A 20,226-nucleotide genomic window follows, 5' to 3' on the forward strand; every position below is an offset into this window, starting at 1 on the left:
ATGGTGGCCCGCCGGCGCACCGAGGGCCCGGCGCTGCCCGCCTCGCACACGGGGCGGGTGCCCGGTCCCGTCCGCGAACTCGTCGAACAGCAGTTGCGGTCCGTGGTGCTGAACAGTCCGTTCCCCTGCCTGGGCGCACGGTCGGCGTTCCAGAACGACAGCTACCTGTTCAACCTGCTGCCCGACCTGGACGCCCCGGAGACACCCGGGTACGTCATCGAGGACCTGCGGTACTTCGCCCAGGTACGTCTCCGGATGGCGAACCTGTACACGTACGTCGTCAGTTTCCTGGAGCCCCGGGCGATCGGCGACGAGCCGGAGTGGGACCGTCGGCTGTGGTCCTTCCTGCAACGCCTGCACGACCTGGACGACGACCCCTGGGACGCGCGGTTCTCGACCGACCCACGGGACGCCGACTTCGCCCTGTCCCTGGCGGGACTCGGCCAACTGGTGGTCACCCTCTATCCGGGGGCACACCGCTACGCGCGCCGCTTCGCCTGGACCACGCTCGTTTTCAACCCACCGGAGCAGGACCGCGCCAACTTTCCTACCGACGAGCAGTTCCTGGGTTTCCAGAACAGGATCAGGGAGCGTGACGCACGCCTCCAGGGTCAGGTGAACCAGTCCCTACCGACCACGCTGGACGACCCGCAGGCGCCGGGCTTCTCCGGCGCCCCCGTCGCCCCGGACTCCTGGCGCTGCCCGCTCCGCGTCCACCCGCCGAGAAAGGAGCCGTGATGCCCGCGCAGCTCACCGCCGAGCAGACGATCCGCCTCACCCCCGACGAGACGAAAGCGCTGTGGGAGGCGGCCACGGACCTCACCCGATCGGAGGACGTCGCGGCGCTCGACGCCGACGGGATCACCGAACTCGCCTGCGGCCTGACCGCCGCCGTACCGCCCCGACTGCTGCGCGCACTGCACCGGCACCGCAGTGGCGCCGGCCTGGACGCCCTGCTCGTGGCGGGTCTGCTGCCGGCCGACCAGGAGTGGGGTCCGACCCCGAGGGGTTCCGCCGAACCCCTCACCGGCCCGGCCCAGGCCGCCGCGTTGTGTCTGCTGAACGCCGCCCTCCAACTGGGGGAGCCGTTCACCTTCAGCACCTTCTACTCCGGGCGGCTGGTCCAGCACGTCGTCCCGGTGCCCACGATGGAGCACACCCAGACCAGCGAGAGCAGCAGCGGCATGCTCGACTGGCATGTCGAGGACGGCTTCAGCCCCGACCGGTGCGACCACTTCGCCCTGCTCTGCGTCCGCGGTGAGACCGCCGCGCACACCCGCTTCACCTCGGCCCGGGACCTCGAACTGCCCGACGAGGTACGCGAGGTGCTGCGCCGACCGACGTTCCTGATGGCGCCGGACACCGCGCACGAGATGAGTGACCGCCGTCCCGTCGCCACCGCCGTGTTGTGGGGACCGCCGGAGGCACCGGAGATCTGCTACGACGCCCACTACCTGACCCCGGCCGAGCAGCAGGGCGGGCACGAGGCCGAGGCGCTGCGGCTGCTCGGCCGGGAACTGGACGTCAAACGGGTCGAACACGCCCTGGCACCGGGCGAGCTGCTACTGCTCGACAACCGGCGCACCGTACACGCCAGGACGCCGTTCAGTGCCCGGGGTGACGGGACCGACCGCTGGCTGCTCCGTACGATGATCTGCTCCTCGTTGCCCCGCTTCCGCGACCACCGCACCCGGATCTGGTCGTCGCCGCACGGCGTCCCGGCGAGCAACGGTCGGTACGCCGCCTCCGGCGCGCCGGCCCGGGAGGCGTCGGCGCTGGAGGCGTCGACGCGCGAGGGCGGGACACGGTGAAGGGGCGAAATCCCTTCCCGGGTGCCCTCGCGGCCGAGCCGACGATCGGCGGCACACCGGTCCGGCGGCTACGGGTTCCGGTCGGCGGGCGCAGCGTGCGACTCTGGCTCAAGCTGGAGGCCGAGAACCCGTTCGGCTCGATCAAGGCCCGGACCGCCGCCGCGCTGCTGGACGCCTTGGAGGCGACCGACGAACTGCGGCCCGGCAGGCGGGTGGTGGAGTCCACGTCGGGCAACCTCGGCGTGGCGCTGGCCGGGCTGTGCCGAGCCCGAGGCTACCCGTGCACGCTGGTCGTCGAGCCGAGCACGCCGAGGGCCGCCATCGACCGGATGGTCGACTACGGCGCCGAGGTGATCACGGCCGGCGAGATCCCGGGCGGTACGACCCTCGACGCGCGGCTGGCGGCGGTACGGGAGATCCTCGACCGGGACGACAACACGGTGTGGACCAACCAGTACGCGAGCCCGGCCAATCCCCGCGTGCACGAGGCGCACACCGCCGTCGAACTGGTCGAGGCCGCTCCCGACGGCGGGTACGACGCGGTCGCCGTGGCGGTGTCCACCGGTGGCACCCTGGCCGGGATCGCCACCCACCTCCGCCGCCACTCGCCGGCCACGAAGGTGATCGCGGTCGACGCCGTCGGCTCCGCCGCGATGGGCGGAACCCCCGGCGACCGCCCCTACAAATTGGCCGGTTTCGGCTCCGGACGGGTCTCCGACTTCGTCAGACGGCAGCACTGGGACAGCATCGTCCGGCTCCGGGACGTCGACGCGGCCGCCGCCTGCACCCGCATCCGCTGGCGAACCGGGCTGTTCCTCGGCGGCAGCGGCGGAGCCGCCGTCCTCGCCGCCGTCGTACGGGCATCGCTCGACCCCGCGCTGCGGGAACTGGCCTGCGTCTGCCCGGACAGCGGCGACAAGTACCCCCGGCTCAACGAGGCCATTCCGGCCGACCGGCGAACCGACCCGGCTCCCGGGTTCGAGCCGGCCACCGCCGACGACCCGGTCACGACCGCCCTCGACCTGCTCGACCACATCAGCGCCGAAGGAGAGTGAGCCCGTGGCCGTACCCGTCCCCTCCTCGATCACCTACCTCGGCGGCGCCGACGTCGCGGAACTCTGCGCCGACCTGCCCGTCGTCGACCTGGTGCGGGACACCCTGCTGGCCTTCGGGCGCAAGGACGCGGGCATCGCCCCCGAAACGGCCCTGCGTTGGACCACACCCACCGGAGCCTCCGCGCGAAGCCTCGTCCTGCCGGCGTGGGCCGGCGAGGCGTACGGCTGCAAGCTCATCAACGCCTCGCTCGGCAACCACCGGTACGGGCTGCCCCGCGCCGGGGGCCTGATCATCCTCGCCGACCCGGAGACCGCGTACCCGATCTGCATCATGGAGGGCGCCCGGATCAGCGCGCTGCGGACCGCCGGGGTGACGCTGGCGGCGGTACGGGCCGTACGCCCGCTGGCGGACCTCACCTCGGTGGCGTTCCTCGGCTGCGGTCGCCAGGCCGGGGTGCACCAGGAGTTGCTCACCGCGCACTGCCCCGCGCTGGCGCGGATCACCCTGTTCGACCAGGACCGGTCACGGGCGGAGCAGACGGCCGCCGCCTGGACCGCCGCCCATCCGGAGGTCACGGTCACGGTGGCCCCGCAGGCCCGGGACGCCGTCGAACAGGCCCAGCTCACCATCGCGGTGACCACCACGACCGAGCCCTACGTCGAGCTGGACTGGCTCCCCGAGGGCGGTACCTTCGTCAACGTCTCCCTGGACGACGCCGCCGAAAGCCTGCTCCTCGGCTGCGACCACCTCTTCGTCGACGACTGGCACCTCGTCGTCGACGACACCCACCGCATGTTGGGCGTCCTGGCCCGGGCGGGCCGGGTCGGCGCGCCCGGCACCGCCGCCCCGGTGGGCGGCCGTGCCGTCGACGCCGAGCTTCCCAGCCTCGTCGCCGGCTGCTACGCCCGCCCGATCACCGCGTCCGAACGGGTGGTGGTCAACCCCTTCGGCATGGGTGTGCACGACATCGTCCTCGCCTCGGCGGTCTACGCGAAGGCGGCCGGCCGAGGGCTGGCCCTGCCGCGCTGAGCCGGGGCCGTCGGCGGCGGCGACGGCGGCCCGTCGGACGGGCCGCCGGGACGACGCCCGTGCGGGCCAGGAGGAACTCTCCAGCCGGAACAGTCGGCCTGACCGCAGAAAGTGAGGCGACAACAATGACCCGACAGTTGGACTTCTTCGCCGACGAACTGAAGCGGCTCGGTGATCGCCGGCGATCCTTCCTGGAGATCGACCGGCGCGCCGGACAGTTTCCCAGCGCGACGAGCCGGCGAGGCGCCGGCGACGCGGACCACGAGATCAGCGTCTGGTGCAGTAACGACTACCTCGGCATGGGACAGCATCCCGTCGTGCTGGAGGCCGTGAAGACGGCGGTCGACGCCGTCGGGGCGGGCTCCGGCGGCTCCCGCAACATCGGCGGGACGAGCCAGTTCCACGTCCTCCTCGAACAGGAACTCGCGGCGCTGCATCGCAAGGAGGCGGCGTTGCTGTTCGTCTCGGGCTACGCCGCCAACGACGGCGCGCTGACCGTGCTGACCGGTCGCATGCCCGGGACCCTCGTCTTCTCGGACGAACTCAACCACGCGTCGATCATCGACGGGCTTCGACACGGCGGCGCCGAGAAGCGGATCTTCCGGCACAACGACACCGGGCACCTCGCCGAACTCCTCGCCGCCGCCCACCCGGACCGGCCCAAACTGATCGTCCTGGAGTCCGTCTACTCGATGTCCGGCGACGTGGCACCGCTCGCCGAGGTCTCCGAGCTGGCCGCGCGGTACCGCGCCGTCACCTTCCTCGACGAGGTGCACGCCGTCGGCCTGTACGGGCCGGAGGGCGCCGGCATCGCCGCCCGGGAGGGCCTCGCCGAGGACTTCACGATCGTGATGGGCACCCTGGGGAAGGGGTTCGGTACGGCGGGCGGCTACATCGCCGGTCCCGCCGTACTCGTCGAGGCGGTCCGTGCCTTCTCCCGCCCGTTCATCTTCACCACCTCGATGCCGCCCGCCACCGCCGCAGGCGCGCTCGCCGCCGTCCGACACCTGCGGTCCAGCGAGTACGAACGCACCCGGCTCCGGGAGAACACCCAACTCCTGCACCGGCTGTTGACCGAGCGCGGCATCCCGTTCCTGTCGGCACGCTCGCACATCGTCTCCGTACCGGTCGGCGACGACCTCCTCTGCCGGCGGGCGTCCGCCCTCCTGCTCCAGGGACACGGCATCTACGTGCAGGCGATCAACCTGCCCAGTGTGCGGCCCGGCGACGAACTGCTCCGCGTCGCCCCCTCGGCCACCCACACCACCCACGACGTACGGACGTTCGCCGAGGCGCTCGACGATGTCTGGACGGAGTTGGGGATTCCCCGGTCCGGTTCATCCGCGACCACCGCCCGCGCCGAGGACGGCCCGACCGGCGGTGCCACCAGGAGCGGATACGGCACACCCCTGCCACTCAACGCGCACGCGGGAGGCTGACCACCAGATGAGCACCCGAATCCCCGTCTCCGCCGTCCTCGAACCGCACCAGGGCTGGGACTACGAACAGATCCTGTCCTTCGCCCAGGCCGCCGAGAAGGCCGGCTTCGACGGACTGTTCCTGGCCGACCACTACCTCGCCGAGGGAAACGTCCCCGGTGACCTCGGCCCGTCCGACGCCTGGCTGACCCTGGGCGCGCTCAGCCGGGAGACGTCCCGGCTGCGCCTCGGCACCATGATGAGTTCGGCCACCTTCCGGCTGCCCGGCCCGCTCGCGGTGTCGGTGGCCCAACTCGACCGGATGAGCGGGGGACGGATCGAGGTGGGTATCGGCGCGGGCTGGTACGCGGACGAACACCGCAGCCACGGGATCCCCTTCCCCTCGACCGCCGAGCGGTTCGAGCGGCTCGCCGAGCAGATCGAGATCATGCGCCTGTTCTGGCGTACCCGCCCGGGGGAGCGCTTCTCGTACCAGGGGGTCCACTATCGCCTTGAGGACTGTCCGGCACTGCCCACGCCGGTGCAGCCGGGCGGTCCACCGGTGATCGTCGGCGGGCGGGGGCCACGCCGTACCCCGGCCGTCGCCGCGCGCCACGCGGACGAGTTCAACGTGCCGTTCGCCGGACACGAGCTGGTGACCGCCCAACTGCGCCGCGCCGACCGGGCGTGTACGTCCCTGGGCCGCGATCCGCGCGACCTGCGCAGGTCGACCCTGCTGACCGTCTGCTGCGGTTCCACCGAGGCGGAGATGGAACACCGGGAGAGCGGCATGGCACCGTACGCGGGCGCGGGCCGGGGTGTGATCGCGCGCGGCTCACCGGCTTCCGTCCGCGCCCAACTCGATGCGTACGCCGATCTCGGGCTGCACCGGATCTACCTTCAGTTCCTCGACATCCAGGACACCGACCATCTGGATCTCGTCGGGTCGGAGGTCGTCGCGGCCATGCGCGCGACCGTCGACCGTCCGGCCCCGTCCACCTGACCGGTGCCGCCGCAGGTACTCACCGCCCTCGGCGGACGAGAGCCCGGCGGCTCGGCTCGGGTCGGGTGTGCGGCAGGTCGGGTACGGTGTTCGGCTGTGCGCCGACCACGTCGAGCAGCCTGAGTTTGTCGGCCGCCTCGGTGCCCGGGGCGGCGGTGTAGAGGACGACGTGCAGGTCGCTTCCTGGCGCGGTGAGCACGTCGCAGTCGAGCACGAGCGGTCCGACGTCCGGGTGGCGGACGGTCTTGGTGTTCATCACGTGGCTGCCCACCGCGCGCGACTCCCAGCACCGGGCGAACCGGGGGCTGAGGTGTCGCAGGTCGGCGACGAGCGAGCGCAGACCCGCGTCGGCGGGGTAGCGGACGGTAGCCGCTCTCAGGTCCGTGATCGCGGCCGTCTCGAACCGGGCCTGCTGTTCGGGGTCGTGCACCACCCGGGCCGGCGGTCCGGTGAAGTGCCGCCACAGGACGTTGCGCTCGCGCCCGGACAGGCCGGAGGGGTCGCCGAGCAGGGCGGCCGACAGTGCGTTCCAGGCGATCAGCGTCCAAGCGGCGTCGTACACGTTGACCGGCGTGCCGGCCAGTTGGTCGAGCAGCCGCCGGACGGCGGGCGTGAGGTGTGCCGATACCCGGTCGGCCGAGGGTTCCGACTGGTTGGCCAGCAGGAACAGGTGCCGACGCTCCGCTTCCGCGAGCCTCAGCGCTCGCGCCAGCGCGGTGAGGACCTGCCCGGACGGGGACGTCGCACGCCCCTGCTCCAGGCGGATGACGTAGTCCACGGAGATTCCGGCGAGCAGAGCCAGCTCCTCGCGTCGCAGCCCGGTGGTCCGCCGGATGCGGCCGACGGGCAGTCCGACCGTGGCCGGATCGATCCGGCCACGCCAGTGGCGCAGGGCGGCGCCCAGTTCGTTGCCGCCCCGGGCCCGGCGGGTGTCCCCGATCCCGTTCTCGCTCATGGGGTCCACTATCCGTCCGGCGGCCCGCGAGCGCCCGCCGCTGCCTGGTACCGGCGGTACCAGGAAGAAGGTTGCACTTCCTCGCCGTCCTCGGACGGGCGAGATTTCCGGGTATGACGACGACGCTGATCACCGGAGCCAACCGGGGTCTCGGCCTGGAAACCGCCCGCCTGGTCGAGGTCGGGCACACCGTGTACCTCGGCGCCCGCGACGCCCGGCGCGGCGAGGAGGCCGCCGGGCGGGTCGGCGCCCACCCGCTGCTGATCGACGTCACCGGTGACGCGTCCGTGCAGGCGGCGGCGAAGCTGGTTCGTGACCAGGTCGGTCACCTCGACGTACTGGTCAACAACGCGGGGATCATCGGCCCCGTCCGGCCGGCCGGGCAGATCACCGCAGCCGACATGCTCACGGTGTACGACACCAACGTCTTCGGCGTCGTACGGGTGATGCATGCCTTTCTGCCGTTGCTCCAGGCGGGTCCGGCCCCCGTTGTCGTGAACGTCAGCAGTGGCTTGGGTTCGTTGGCCGTCACCGCCGACCCCGAGAGCCACGCGTCGGTCGTACCCGTCTGGGTGCCGGGGCTGGCCTACAACTCCGGCAAAGCCGCGCTGAACATGGTCACCGCGCAGTACGCCCGTGCGTACCCGGCAGTCAGGATCAACGCTGTCGATCCCGGTCACACCGCTACCGACTTCAACGGCCACACCGGAGCCCAGAGCGTCGAGGAGGGCGCCGAGATCATCGTGCGGATGGCCGTACTCGGGCCGGACGGCCCGACCGGTGGCTTCTTCGCGGCCGGTGGCCCGGTGCCCTGGTGATGCGCAGCAGACGTCACGCTGCCGGGGCAACCCCCGGAGCCGGTATCCACCGAACGAACGTCCGGTCACGGCCAGGAGGAGAGACGAGTATGAACGCCCCGCGCAGGGCCGAGGTTGTCCTGGACTTCGTATGTGTCCATTCCTACCGTGGATTCAGCAGATTCGTTCGAGCCGCTCGGGTCTATCGCGCCCAGGGCGGCGCGGTCGAGACCGTCTTCCTGCCGTTCCAGCTCCAACCCGACGCGTCTGCCGCCGGTGAGTCGCTGTTCGAGGTCTGGAAGCGGCAGCGTGGCGAGGACGTCGCGCGTGCCCTCCTGTCCGACGGGTCGTTCGGAATCGCCGACGGTCTCGAACTGAACTTCGACCGGGCGGTGTTCGCCAACACGTTCGACGCGCACCGGATCCTTGCCCAGGCGTCCGCGCAGGGAAAGGGCGAGCAGATGGCCGAGCGGTTGTTCCGGGCCTACTTCACCGACGGGCGCAACCTCGCCGACCCCGACACACTCACCCGACTCGCTGCCGAGACGGGAGTGGTGACCCGCGAGACCGGCGCCGCCGAACTCCGGGCCGAACTCGACCGGGTACGGCAGCTCGGCGTCCAGCCGCCGAGTTTCCGCTTCGAGGGCGGACCGTTCCTGGAAGGTGAGCAGTCCGAGGAACTGTTCCACGCGACCCTCACGAGGTGACCGCCGAGCGGACCCACGAAACACCGACGCCTCCGCGCACAGCCCTCCGGCGCCAGGGCGCGATGATGCCTGCCCTGCACGAGGCCGACCTGTTACCGTCGCTGCTGGACGAAACGCAGAACGCGCAGTCAAGCCGCCCGGCGTTGTCTCCGAAGCCTTCGGCATGTCGGAGCGGATCGCGGGCTCGGGTGTCACTGCCGGTTCTGCCTTTGGTCAGGCTGCACAGCTCGGGAATGCACCAGATCCGGTGGCGGTTCGTGGGGGTGTCGCGATGCTTCGTGATCGGCCGGCTACCTGTGTGACCTGCCCACCCGAGCCCGTCGAACACCTCACCGCCGTCGTACGCCAGGCGCTGGACGAGCCGGACCTGACGATGGACTTCTTCCACGCCGGAGGAAACTCGCTCGTCGCGCTGACGCTCGCGCGTACCGCACAACTGCACGGCTTTCGTCTCGGCATCCAGGCACTGCTCCGGGCGCCGTCGCTGCACCGTTTCGTCCGTGAGACGGCCACCACCGCACCGGCGGTCGTCCGGGCCGGAAGACCGTCCGGCCGGGCACCGCTGCTGCCGTTCCAGCGGTGGATGCTGAGGCTGGACCAGGAGGCCGCCGCGCGGTTGGCGGTGGTGAGCAGGTGGCGGACCAGCGACCCGGTCGACCCCCGGGACGTGGCCGAGGCGGTACGCGCGCTGCCGGCGTTGCACGACGCCCTGCGTACCCGCATCGTGCGGGCCGGCGACGGGACGGCCCACCAGGCGGAGACGGGGGAGCGGATGCTCGACGTCGACGTCGTGGCAGCCGACCGGCTCGGGCCGGCAACGGACGTGCCGGCACTGGCCGCCGCGTCGAGGCGCCGTCTCGACCCGTACGCGGGACCGACGACGGTGGCGACCATGCTGGCGGATCCGGCGGGCGGGCACACCGAACTCGTCCTGGTCACCCAGCACGCCGTCAGCGACTTCGTCTCCCACGAGATACTGATGGCCGAGGTCGAGGCGATCCTCCGTGGCGACGACCCGTCGCGGATGGGTGACACGACCACCAGCCACCACTGGGCGACGCTGCTGGAGCGGTACCAGACCTCCGGGGAGATCCTGGCCGAGCAGGAGTACTGGCGCGACGTCCTGCACCGGTCGTGGCGGGGACCGTACGCGCAGCACGCCGCCGTCGGCGAAGGTACCGGCCGGCGGGCAACGGCCGAGTTCGACGCATCCGAGCGGGCGGCGGTCGGCGTACTGCGGCGGACCCTGGGGCTGACCCCGACGGAGCTGATGCTCATGGCCGCCAGCCTGGTGCTCGGTGACGGCCGGCGGCACCTTCTGGTCGGGATGTCCACGCACGGCCGGTACCCGGCGTTCGACGGCGTCGAACTGCACAGCACGGTCGGCTGGTTGAGCTCCAACGTGGCCGTCGCCGTGCCGCCGGTCGGTGCCGACCCGGTGTGGTGGCGGGACCGCCTCCGGGCAGAGTTGGCCGAGATCCCGCACCACGGCATCGGCGTCTTCGGTGCGGAGTGGGTACGCCCGCCCGACGAACTCACCCGGCTGCTCGATTCGGTCACGCCGCTGGTCAGCCTCAACGTGGTGCACGCCGCGCCCCGGCCGGACCGCCGGTGGCAGGTGAACCTGCGGACGGGTCAGGGGACGGTGGTCCGGCCACGGGGGCCCGCCGTGCGGCTCTCCGTGCTGACCGGCGACGGGTCGGCCGAGGACGTGCGGGTCAGCGTGGACTACAACGACGCGTACCTCGCCGCGGACGTGGCCACCGGCATCGTCGACCGGCTCGCCGCCGCGCCCGGCGAGCTTGCCGAGCGCTTCGGCCTCGATGCCGGTGAATCCGGCGTACCGGCATGAGCGACGTCGGCCGGGTCCGGGCGATCCTCGTCGACGACCACAGGTGCCTGACGCACACCGGCCGAGGGCTGGCGTACCGGGTCGGCCGGTTCCTCGCCGACCGGGGCATCCCGGCCGATCCGGAGCTGCTGCCGCGCGAGCTGCACGCCGCCTGTGCGCGGCACATCGAGTTTCCGCTGGGCCGCATCGCGACCGCCGACGACGAGCGCGTCGCGTGGACGGCGATGTGGACGGATTTCCTGGGCACGTTGGCGATTCCGTTCGACGACGCGCTGCTCGCGGAGATGCACCGGACGTGCCACTACCGGGCGGCGAAGCGCGGCTATCCGGACGCGCTGCCGGCACTGGACGCGCTCCGGCCGCACTTCCGGCTCTGCCTGGCCACGAACGCACTGCCGATGGTCCGCGAGGCCCTGGACGGTTTGGGCCTGTGGCAAGCCTTCGACCACACGTTCGTGTCCGCGCTGATCGGCGCGGAGAAGCCGGACGAGCGGTTCTTCCGGGCCGCCCTGACCGAGCTGCGGCTCCCTCCGGAACACGTGCTGCTGGTGGACGACCTGCCGGAGAACGTCCAGGGCGCCCGGGACCTCGGCCTCCACGGGGTGCTCATCGACAGGTCGGCGTCCGCGAACGAGACGCCGCCCGGCGTCGTGCGGTCGCTCACCGACCTCGTCGACCTGCTGCGCCAGGCCTGACGCGACCCGGAACGCGGCTCTCGAACGTGGCGCGAGCCGGGACGCCAGTCGTCGAACGTGACGCGGGCCGGGGCGCGGTCGTCGAACGTGCTACGAGCCGGGGCGCGGTCGTCGGGCGTGACACGGCACGGGCCGCCGGCTGTCAGGTTCGGCGCTCCAGGACCACCTGTACGACCCTGTCGTCCTCCGTCGGTGGCTTGGCCTCGTGGAACTCGGTGCACACCAGGCGGGTACCCAGACCGACCCGGTCGGCCATCCGGGTGATCTGGTCGACGGTGAAGAGCTGCCACTCGAACTCGTCGGTGTCGTCGTCGCCGTCGTAGGACAGACTCACCCGCAGCCGCGTCCCGTCGAGCACGCTGGCGGAGTGGACGATCCGACCGCCGCGTTCGGTCGTGCCGACCCCCTGGTGTCGGTGCCACCAGTCGGGGTTGTAGAGGTCGAGCACGACCCGGCCGGCCGGGGTGAGCTTGTCGGCTATGTCGGAGAGCAGCCGCGCGTTCTCGGCCGGCGACAAGAAGCCGAAGCTCTGCCAGAGGACGACGACCCCGTCGAAGACCCCTGGTACGGCGGCCAGGTCGCGGACGTCGTACCGGAGAAAGGTGGCCCGTTCGGCCCCGGACTCCAGGGCCCGCCGCCGCGCGTACCCGATCGCCTCTTCGTCGCGGTCGACGCCCACCGCCTGGTAGCCGAGACGGGCCAGCGGCACGACGTGCCGACCACGTCCGGAACAGACGTCGAGAATGCGCCGGTACGGCGGATTGGGCAGCCACCGCACCAGGAAGTCGACCTCGTTCCCGGTGTACGGGTGGGTCGCCTCGAACACGTCGAACCATCTGCGGGAGTAGTTGTTGGCCTCCACCGCGTCCCTCGGGTCGGCGACTGCGTCGGCACCCAACGTAACGCACGGCCGGCGACGCGGGCGACGCGTCATCGGGTCGAGGGTTCGCCGACCCCGCTGCGGTCCGCCGTGTCCTCCTCCGCCGTGTCGTCCTCCGCCGGCAGCACCGGCAACTCCCGCATCCGACGCAGTGGCGACAGCAGCACCGGTACGGCGGAGAAGCTGACCCCGACCGCGCTGACCAACAGTGCCGTCCGTGGCCCGAGCCACTGGCCGAGTACGCCGCCGAGCAGTGCACCGAACGGCATGGTGCCCCAGACGAGGAACCGCATGGTGGCGCTCATCCGACCCAGCAGGCGGTCCGGGGTGAGGCCCTGCCGGAAGGTCACCTGGGTGACGTTGTAGACGATCATGCTGGCGATGGCCAGTAGCTGACCGAGGGCGGCGATCCACACCGTCGGTCCGGGCCTGGTCAGCGGCACCAGCAGCGCGAAGAGGCCGACGAGGACCGGGGTGACCCACAGGGTCGGCCCCTGTCCGAGCCGGCCGACGATCCGGCGGTTGACGAACAGCCCGACGATCCCGCCGGCTCCGCCGACCATCATCACCACGCCGATGGCGCCCCCGCTCAGGTCGAGGCCGCGCGCCAGGAAGACCACGAACATCGCCAGGTATGCCGCCCAGAACAGGTTGAAGGTCCCCGAGCAGGCGGCGATCGGTCGCAGCAACCGGTGGCCGAGGACGAACCGCAGGCCCTCGCCGATCTCGTGTCGGAGCCGGGTGTCGCGGGCGCCGCGCCGGGCCGGCTCCCGGTCGCGGATCCGCCCGAGCACGAGTACCGACACGACCACCATGACCAGACTGCCGATCAGTGCACCGACCGCCGTCGCCGCCTGGACCAGTTGACCGGCGAGCCCGGGGCCGGCCACCTGGGCGACCGATCGGGCGCCCTCCAGCTTCGTGTTGCCTTCGAGGAGGTTGTCCCGGCCCACGAGGTGCGGCAGATAGCTCTGGTACGCCACGTTGAAGAACAACCCGGTCACCCCGCGGAGCAGCGCCACGAGGTAGAGCTGCCAGATCGCCAGCGCGTCGGCCCACCAGGCGAGGGGGATCAACGCCACCACGGCGGCCTGGCCCAGGTTGCTCAGGATCATCACCCTCCGCCGGCTCGCCCGGTCGACCCAGGCGCCGGCCGGCAGACCGAGCACGAGCAGGGCGAGTTGCGCCGCCATCGACAGCAGCCCGACCTCCAGCTCGCTGGCCTGCAACATCAGCACGGCGACCAGCGGAATCCCGAGCGTCGCCACCTGCCCGCCGGCGTGCGACGCGATCGAGGCCACGTACAGCGAACGGAAGTCGGCATCGGCCAGCAGGCCGAACCGTCGTCGGAACGGCCCGGCCCGTGCGGGGACGACCGCTGGCGGGGGCCCGGGCGACCGGTCAGGCGGCGGCGAGGACATCCGGTACCAGGACCTTCGCGCGTGCGACGAGCTCCTCGTGGCTGGAGAAGTAGGAGACGGCGGCGAGCCGGTTGAGCCGGAAGGCACCGAAGGTGGCGAGGCCGGTCAACGGGTCGCTGGCCCGGGCGAGTACCACCGTCTTGCGGGCTATCTCGGGTTGGGCGCAGATCATGCCCAGCTCCATCGCCGTGCCGAGCGCTCCGGATTCGAGGATGAGGACAATGACGTCCGCGTCGGTCATCAGGGACTGCGTACGGTGGTACACGTTGACGATGTGCCGGCGGTCCGCCTTGCAGGTCAGGGCGTACAGGCCCTCCCGCTCGAACGTGTCGCACAGCAGCAGCGTCGCCTCGATGGGCCGGAGTCGTTCACCCGCCCGGAGCCGTTCCATCGGGGTACCGAGACCCGCCCAGAGGGCCTCGATGTAGTGCGGCGGGTACGGGACGTAGGAGCCGAGCACCAGTACGGACGTCGTCCGGGCGGGCCGGTGGACGCGGATCGGCACGTCGATGTCGACCGGGCCGAGTCGGCAGAACGCCTCGACGTCGCGTGGCCGGCTCAACGACCGCTGGCGGGAACCGATGTCGACGCGTACGGCATCCCAGCCGGTGCCCGGGCAAGGGGGCGGGTCGGCGAGTCGGCTGCGCAGCAGTTCCGTCAGGAGCGTACGGCCGAACCGGTCGAGCAGGCTCAGCGCGATGCGTACGTCGTCGTCCTCGGACCGCAGCGTGTGCAGGCTCGCCTCGTATCCGAACAGGGGCCAGAGCGCGTCGTGCCGGCCGGCCGGGCGGTGCAGCACGTAGACCGGGGAGAACAGCGCGTGCAGGACGGAGTCCTTGAGCGCGTCCCCGAGGCGCGGTGGTGCTGGTTCGGACGTCGTGCTCATGGCAGCCGACGCACCCGCTCGACGAACCGCTCGACGAACCGGTCCCGGTCGACGTTCGCGCTGTACGCGACGTTCCGCTCCAGCGTGGTCACCCCCCACCGATCGACGACCGTACGCCCGAAGGTGAGCGCCGACCCGGTCTCCACCGCGACGTTGCACTTCACCTTCTCCACCAGATCAGGCCAGAGCACCTCCGCGACCGCCACCGCGTCGTGCAGCGGCGTGCCCGGCCGGTTCGAGTAGTGGCTGTGCCGGGCCGCCACAGTGGCCAGGATGTCGGCGACGAACTCGCCGCACCGGCCGGCGGTACGCAGCGACTCGGCCTCGTCCGGCAGGATCTGGGCCCGGAAGGTCACGTCGAGCCCGGCCATCGTGATGTCCAGGCCGGAACCGAGGACGATCTTCGCCGCCTCGGGATCCGACCAGATGTTGAACTCGGCCGACGGCGTGACGTTGCCCAACGTGGCCGAGCCGCCCATCAGGACGAGCCGATGCACCCGGTCGGCCAGTCGTGGGTGCATCCTCAGGAACAGCGCGATGTTCGTCAACGGGGCGGTGCAGACCACCGTCAGCCGGTCCCGGTGCTCGCGGACCGACCTGGCCAACAGCTCGACGGCGTGCGGTTCCACGGCACCGTGGCGCGGCTCGGGCAGTCCGAGGTCGGTGAGCATCCCCGCCGTGGCAAGCTCGCCGACCGGGACCGGGTCGCGCACGAGGGGACGCCCACATCCGGACGCCACCGGAATGTCGGGCCTGCCGGCGAGTTCCACCACCTGGAGCGCGTGCCGGGTGGTGGCCTCGACCCCGGCGGTGCCGGCGACCGTCGATATGCCCGCAATTTCGACTTCGGGGCTTGCTATCGCCAGCAACATGGCGAGTGCGTCGTCGTGCCCCGGGTCGCAGTCGAGAAAGACGGGCACACCAACCATCGAAAGCTCGTCCTCTCTCCGCCCTCGGAAGGGCCGGTGGCAGAGTCCTCAATGCTCGGACGTCCCCGATGTTCCGACACCGCAATGCCGATGCGGGCTCGTGCCGAGGAGGCCGAAGCCGGTCAATGCTACAAGACACCAGAAAAACCGAAGTACGTCAACGCCTGGTCGATCATGCCCGGAAGGTCCCGAGTAAGGACTTTGGACAGTCCCTTGTGAAGACGAAATCGATAGTATAAGAATCCCGGAAGGCTTCGGTCGTACCGATCGACATGCGGTTGTCGACGACCGCCGTCGAGGAAGGAGTGTGCGGAAAATGCACGTGATCCGCTCTTCGTAGACGTAATCCTCTACTCGGACATTCCCTCACATGCCGTTGTCAGGCCCGCCGTTCCGTCCGGGCCGGATCTCCGCGACGGCGGCGAGGAACTCCGCGACGGCGGCGAGGAACACGGTCGAATTGTCGGCCGGCTGTCGACCGACCGGTGCCCGACTATCCGGCACCCGACGACACGTACGACCTGTACCGGGACCACCTGTACCTGGAAACCGACGACGGGAAGGCGCCCTTCTTCGTGGTGCACGAGACGACAGCGCGACCCTTCAGACACACCCTGCTCCGGTCCTGGCCGCTCGGCACCGACGGGAGGGCGTGACCGTGGATCGACCCGGGCCGGTGACCGGCGAGGATCTCGTGGCACTGGTGGTCAGTGCCTTCCGCACCCACCTGCCGGCGGAGGAGCCGGTGGACGCGGACACCGACTTCTTCGACGCGGGCGGCAACTCCGTCACCGCGGCGCGGGTCGTGGCCCGGCTCCGGCACGAACTGGACGTGCGGCTGTCGATCCGTGACATGTTCGGTAACCCGACCGCTCGCTCCCTGGCCGAGCGACTCGGCCGCCTCTCCGAGTCGGCCACACCCGATCCGGGCCGCCGGGCGCGGCGTCCGGCCGACGGCCGGAGCATCACACGTTGACCGCCCGCAACAGTGCCGTACCCACCAGCCGCATCGGCGCCGCACGCTTCCCGACCACCGGGGCGCAGGCCGGGCTCTGGTTCGCCGCACAGCGGCTGGGCGACACCTCCGCGTACCACGTCGTCATCGCGTTCACGATCGAGGGCGACGTGGACGGGACACGGTTGGCGGACGCCTGGCGCGGGCTCGTCGAGCGCACCGCGATCCTCGGCCTGCGGACCGCGCTCGACGACGACGGGCAGGTGGTGCAGTGGTTCGCCGGAGCGCCGGACACGGTGTCCTGGTTCGCCTCCCCGGTGTCGCCGCCGGACGGGCTGGACGTCGATCCCGCGTTCCTGCCGTACGTGCTGGCGCCGTTCGACCTCGACGGCGGCGAGTTGTGCCGGATCGTCGCCGCGCCGACCGCCGACGGGCGCACGGTCGCCGTACTGGTGCTCCACCACCTGCTCGTCGACGGCACCAGCCAACCCGTGATCGCCGAGAGGTTCGCCCGTTGCCTGCTCGGTGAGCCGGTCGAGCCCGCCGGCCCGGAGCGGTATCTCGAACTCGTCGAGCTGGTACGCCTGGCCGAGGTTGCCTGCCTGGCACGGGACCGGGAACGGTGGATCAGTCGGACCGTCGACCGGCTCGGCGCCGGGTGGTGCTGGCCGCCCACGGTCCCGGGCATCGCCGGGCACCTACGACACCGCCTGGACCGGACCGGCGTCGACCGGCTGCGGTCCGTCGCGGAGCGGGCCGGCGGAAGCCTCTTCCTCGGGCTCGTCGGGGCGGTACACCGGAGCCTGTCGGCACTCGGCTGGGACCGTACCGTCGTCAGCGTGGCGGCCTCGGCCCGGCCGCGTGGGGGTGGCCACGACCGCGTCGTCGGCGCCTTCGTCAACCAGGTACCGCTGGTGGCCGTCCACCGGCCGCACGACTCCCTGGCCGACCTGCTCGCCCGGGAGGTGCCCGGCTGGCGGACCGATCTGGCCGCGCGGGCACTGCCGCAGGCCGGAGTCGCCGACGACGCACGGCTCGCCCGGGTGGGCCCGAATCTCAACCGGGTCATCGTCTCCGAGCGCCGGTCGGCCGGCCCGACGGCATACCGGTGGACCGGCTCCGGGGCGGTCCGCTCGGTGTCGGCGGAACTGTTCGTCCGTGGCTACGAACCGAAGGCCGACATCGGGGTGCGGTTCGTCCGGCACTCCGGCCACGTGGCGTACGACGTCGAGTGGTCCGCGCGGTTACCACCGGAGCTGGCGGAGCGGCTGCCCACGGTCCTCGCGGCGGCGTTGGCGGGCGGCGATGACCGCTAGCCCGGTGCCCAGGACGAACCTGGCGTCGAACGAACCGCACTGGATCCCGCTGGGTACCGGCGGATGGCGCATGTGGCGGTTGGCCATGCTCCGCAGCGCCGGTTTCCCGGCGGATCTCGTCCCGCCCGGCGATCCGGCGCTGGTGGCCAATCTTCCCACCGACGGGTCCGGAGCGACCGACGGATCCGGAGCGACCGGCCGGTCCGGAGCGGTCGACGACGCCTTCCGGGCGGCGTACCGGGACGCCTTCCGGCGGGCCGCCGCGCACCTCGCCGCGACCGCGCGGGATCCGCTGTTCCGGGAGGCCGTGGCGTGGCAGTCACCGCACCTGATCCCGCTGTGCCTGGACAAGGTGACCGCCGACGCCGAGTTCACCGGTGACACGCCACCGAGCAAGCCTCGCCAGCGGCTGCTCACCGTCGCGAGCTACGCGCAGCGGTACGCGCTGAAGAACGAGACCATCGGATTTTTCGGGCCGGTCGCGTGGGCACGGTTCGAGCCGGACGCGGCCCCGCTGACGGTGTACGGCGGTGAGCACCTGATCAGCCGTCGCACGGTCCACTTCGAGGTGTGGGCCGTCGACGCGTTGGCCCGACGCCTCTCCAGGGATCCGCTGGTGGTGCCGTGGCTGCGGCCGAGGCGCGCACCGCAGAACGTGTTCTGGCCGACCACCGCAACGGTGACCGACCCGCTGGGTCGTACCAACGCATTGTCGTCGGACGAGGCGCGGCTGCTGGCGCTCGCGTGCGGAACGAGGACGATCCGGGACATCGCGGCCGAGCTTGCCGCGACCGACGACCTGGCGGCGATCCGAGACAGCCCGGCAGAGCGCGGCGGCCCGGCAGACCGAGACGGCGCGGCAGGGCGCGGCTGCGGTACGGACCGGGACGACGCGGCAGGACGCTGCGGCGAGACGCGGCGGTCGGTGTCGGAGGTGCATCGGCTGCTGCTCGCCCTACAGGAGCGCGAACTGGTGCAGGTGGACCTGACCGTGGAGGTGTCCGCCTGGCCGGAGTCCTCGCTGCGCGAGGCGCTGGCCGCGATCCCGGACCGGCGGGCCGGCGAGCACGCGCTGGCGCAGCTCGACGAACTGGAGCGGACCCGGGCGGCGGTGGCCAAGGCTGCCGGCGACCCGGACCGGTTGATCGCGTCGTTGAGCGAACTCGACCGTACGTTCCGGCGGACGGCCGGGGCGGACACGGCCCGCCGGCCAGGCGAGATGTACGCCGGCCGCACCGTCGTCTACGAGGACACGTCGCGCGACGTCGGGGCGGTCGTCGGCGCTGCGGTGACCGACGAACTCGCCCGACCGCTCGAACTCGTGCTCCAGAGCACGCGCTGGTTCGTCACCCAGGCGGCCGACCGGTACGCCGACCGGTTCCGCGAACTCTACGAGCGGATTCGCGCCCGGACGGGCCGGGAACGGGTACCGCTGGGCCGGCTGTACAGCGCCGCCGCGCCGGATCTCGCCTTCTCCTTCCACGGCCCACCGCCGATCCTGGTGCCGCTGGTCGAGGGAATGCAGCAGCGCTGGCAGGAGGTGCTGGCCGTGCCGGAGGGCGGCGGCGCGCACCACGTCGAGTCCCGGCGCATCCGTGCCGCCGTGGCGCGACAGTTTCCCGCCGAGCCTCCGCGTTGGTCGGCGGCGGCCCGGCAGTCACCCGACGTGATGATCGCCGCGAGCGATCCAGCGGCCGTGGCCCGTGGCGAGTACCAGTTGGTGCTCGGTGAGATCCACATCGCCACGAACGGACTGCAGACCCGGCCGATGGTGCTGCACGCTCCGGACAGTGAGTGGCTGCTGGCTGCGGAGGCGACCGACCATCCGGGCCGGATCGTGGGTACGCCGTCGAAGAGTTCTCCCGGTGTCAACTCCCGCACCAACCCGTCGGCGCTGCTGTCGCGTCGGTTCCGCTACTGGACGATGCATGCCGATCCGGCGGTGTTCGCGGACGAGGCGATTCCGGCAGCCGCGCTCCAGGTCGTACCCTCCGGCGACCGGCTGACCGTCGTGTCCGAACTCGACGGTCGGGAGTTCGACCTGATGGAGGTGCTCGGCGAGCCGCTGGCCGGTGCGCTCGTCAACGGCTTCCGGCTCCTTCCGCCCCGCCGGCGGCGACCGCGCGTAGTGGTCGACAAGCTCGTCGTGGCCCGTGAGACGTGGCGTTTCGACGCCTCGGAATTCTCGTGGTACGCCAGGAACGAGCCGGCGGACCGGTTCCGTGCGGCCTGGGCGTGGCGCCTCGACCAGGAGCTGCCGATCCGCTGCTTCTACCGGGTGACGGTGGAGGACAAGCCCGTCTTCGTCGACTTCTCCAACGTGGTACTCGTGGAGCTGCTCGCCCGGTCGATCCGGAGAACCGTGCGCGAGGCCGACGACCAGGTGGTCAGCTTCACGGAGGTGTTGCCGGACGTCGGTGACTCCTGGCTCCGCGACGCCGAGGGGCGACGGTACACATCGGAGCTTCGGCTGGTACTGCACGACGCCGCAGCCGCGTGAACGGACGGGGGTCGGC

19 protein-coding genes are annotated in these 20,226 nt (G+C 71.6%); 14 read left to right on the top strand and 5 right to left on the bottom strand.

Features of this window, described 5'->3' with window-relative positions; all coding sequences use genetic code 11:
• The 6 genes from Pen02_RS05935 to Pen02_RS05960 all read left to right on the top strand — a co-directional run bounded on the left by Pen02_RS05935 (window position 1) and on the right by Pen02_RS05960 (window position 6,317).
• Complete coding sequence (locus Pen02_RS05935) at window positions 1-738, top strand: YqcI/YcgG family protein (RefSeq protein WP_203864913.1); 738 nt, start codon at window positions 1-3, stop codon at window positions 736-738.
• Window positions 738-1,811, top strand: a complete 1,074-nt coding sequence (locus Pen02_RS05940; RefSeq protein ID WP_203864914.1) for a TauD/TfdA family dioxygenase — start codon at window positions 738-740, stop codon at window positions 1,809-1,811. Before Pen02_RS05935 ends, Pen02_RS05940 begins: the two co-directional genes overlap by 1 nt.
• Entirely contained in the window at window positions 1,808-2,866 is a 1,059-nt protein-coding gene (locus Pen02_RS05945; RefSeq protein WP_203864915.1) for a cysteine synthase family protein, read from the top strand. Before Pen02_RS05940 ends, Pen02_RS05945 begins: the two co-directional genes overlap by 4 nt.
• A gap of 4 nt (window positions 2,867-2,870) precedes the next feature.
• Entirely contained in the window at window positions 2,871-3,896 is a 1,026-nt protein-coding gene (locus Pen02_RS05950) for an ornithine cyclodeaminase (protein ID WP_239140126.1), read from the top strand.
• A 125-nt stretch (window positions 3,897-4,021) separates the two neighbouring features.
• Complete coding sequence (hemA, locus tag Pen02_RS05955) at window positions 4,022-5,335, top strand: 5-aminolevulinate synthase (protein WP_203864916.1); 1,314 nt, start codon at window positions 4,022-4,024, stop codon at window positions 5,333-5,335.
• Between the two features lie 19 nt (window positions 5,336-5,354).
• The gene (locus Pen02_RS05960; RefSeq protein ID WP_443678473.1) at window positions 5,355-6,317 is read left to right on the top strand and encodes a TIGR03560 family F420-dependent LLM class oxidoreductase; all 963 of its coding nucleotides are present in this window, start codon (window positions 5,355-5,357) and stop codon (window positions 6,315-6,317) included.
• Window positions 6,318-6,336: 19 nt separating this feature from the next.
• Here Pen02_RS05960 and Pen02_RS05965 read toward each other — a convergent pair whose 3' ends face one another.
• Window positions 6,337-7,272 (bottom strand): helix-turn-helix transcriptional regulator, encoded by a 936-nt coding sequence (locus Pen02_RS05965; RefSeq protein ID WP_203864918.1) that lies wholly within the window; start codon window positions 7,270-7,272, stop codon window positions 6,337-6,339.
• Window positions 7,273-7,385: 113 nt separating this feature from the next.
• On the opposite strand from Pen02_RS05965, the gene Pen02_RS05970 reads away from it, so the two are divergent.
• The 4 genes from Pen02_RS05970 to Pen02_RS05985 all read left to right on the top strand — a co-directional run bounded on the left by Pen02_RS05970 (window position 7,386) and on the right by Pen02_RS05985 (window position 11,323).
• On the top strand, window positions 7,386-8,090 hold the full coding sequence (locus Pen02_RS05970) for an SDR family NAD(P)-dependent oxidoreductase (protein WP_203864919.1): 705 nt from the start codon (window positions 7,386-7,388) through the stop codon (window positions 8,088-8,090).
• Between the two features lie 89 nt (window positions 8,091-8,179).
• Window positions 8,180-8,776 carry a DsbA family oxidoreductase gene (locus Pen02_RS05975; RefSeq protein WP_203864920.1) on the top strand — a complete coding sequence of 199 codons (597 nt, stop codon included), beginning with the start codon at window positions 8,180-8,182 and terminating at the stop codon, window positions 8,774-8,776.
• Window positions 8,777-9,074: 298 nt separating this feature from the next.
• Window positions 9,075-10,628, top strand: a complete 1,554-nt coding sequence (locus Pen02_RS05980; RefSeq protein WP_203864921.1) for a condensation domain-containing protein — start codon at window positions 9,075-9,077, stop codon at window positions 10,626-10,628.
• A complete protein-coding gene (locus tag Pen02_RS05985; RefSeq protein WP_203864922.1) occupies window positions 10,625-11,323 on the top strand; it encodes an HAD family hydrolase in 699 nt (232 codons plus the stop codon). Before Pen02_RS05980 ends, Pen02_RS05985 begins: the two co-directional genes overlap by 4 nt.
• Before the next feature lie 142 nt (window positions 11,324-11,465).
• Here the strand turns inward: Pen02_RS05985 and Pen02_RS05990 are convergent, their stop codons facing one another.
• From Pen02_RS05990 to Pen02_RS06005, 4 genes are all read right to left on the bottom strand, one after another.
• Window positions 11,466-12,221 carry a class I SAM-dependent methyltransferase gene (locus Pen02_RS05990; RefSeq protein ID WP_203864923.1) on the bottom strand — a complete coding sequence of 252 codons (756 nt, stop codon included), beginning with the start codon at window positions 12,219-12,221 and terminating at the stop codon, window positions 11,466-11,468.
• 32 nt (window positions 12,222-12,253) lie between these two features.
• Window positions 12,254-13,537, bottom strand: a complete 1,284-nt coding sequence (locus Pen02_RS05995; protein WP_275413559.1) for an MFS transporter — start codon at window positions 13,535-13,537, stop codon at window positions 12,254-12,256.
• Between the two features lie 67 nt (window positions 13,538-13,604).
• Window positions 13,605-14,510, bottom strand: a complete 906-nt coding sequence (locus Pen02_RS06000; RefSeq protein WP_203864925.1) for a hypothetical protein — start codon at window positions 14,508-14,510, stop codon at window positions 13,605-13,607.
• A complete protein-coding gene (locus Pen02_RS06005) occupies window positions 14,507-15,439 on the bottom strand; it encodes a nucleoside hydrolase (protein ID WP_203864926.1) in 933 nt (310 codons plus the stop codon). The genes Pen02_RS06000 and Pen02_RS06005 overlap by 4 nt, the downstream gene beginning before the upstream one ends.
• A 485-nt stretch (window positions 15,440-15,924) precedes the next feature.
• On the opposite strand from Pen02_RS06005, the gene Pen02_RS06010 reads away from it, so the two are divergent.
• Genes Pen02_RS06010 through Pen02_RS06025 form a run of 4 tightly spaced genes read left to right on the top strand, consistent with a single transcriptional unit; the run spans window position 15,925 to window position 20,210 of the window.
• The gene (locus tag Pen02_RS06010) at window positions 15,925-16,095 is read left to right on the top strand and encodes a hypothetical protein (RefSeq protein ID WP_203864927.1); all 171 of its coding nucleotides are present in this window, start codon (window positions 15,925-15,927) and stop codon (window positions 16,093-16,095) included.
• Window positions 16,092-16,415, top strand: a complete 324-nt coding sequence (locus tag Pen02_RS06015; RefSeq protein WP_203864928.1) for a phosphopantetheine-binding protein — start codon at window positions 16,092-16,094, stop codon at window positions 16,413-16,415. Before Pen02_RS06010 ends, Pen02_RS06015 begins: the two co-directional genes overlap by 4 nt.
• Window positions 16,412-17,710, top strand: a complete 1,299-nt coding sequence (locus Pen02_RS06020; protein WP_203864929.1) for a condensation domain-containing protein — start codon at window positions 16,412-16,414, stop codon at window positions 17,708-17,710. Before Pen02_RS06015 ends, Pen02_RS06020 begins: the two co-directional genes overlap by 4 nt.
• Entirely contained in the window at window positions 17,700-20,210 is a 2,511-nt protein-coding gene (locus Pen02_RS06025; RefSeq protein WP_203864930.1) for a lantibiotic dehydratase, read from the top strand. Before Pen02_RS06020 ends, Pen02_RS06025 begins: the two co-directional genes overlap by 11 nt.
• Window positions 20,211-20,226: the final 16 nt, after the last annotated feature.

It is taken from the genome of Plantactinospora endophytica, assembly GCF_016862915.1.
GTDB classification, from domain to species: Bacteria; Actinomycetota; Actinomycetes; order Mycobacteriales; family Micromonosporaceae; genus Plantactinospora; species Plantactinospora endophytica.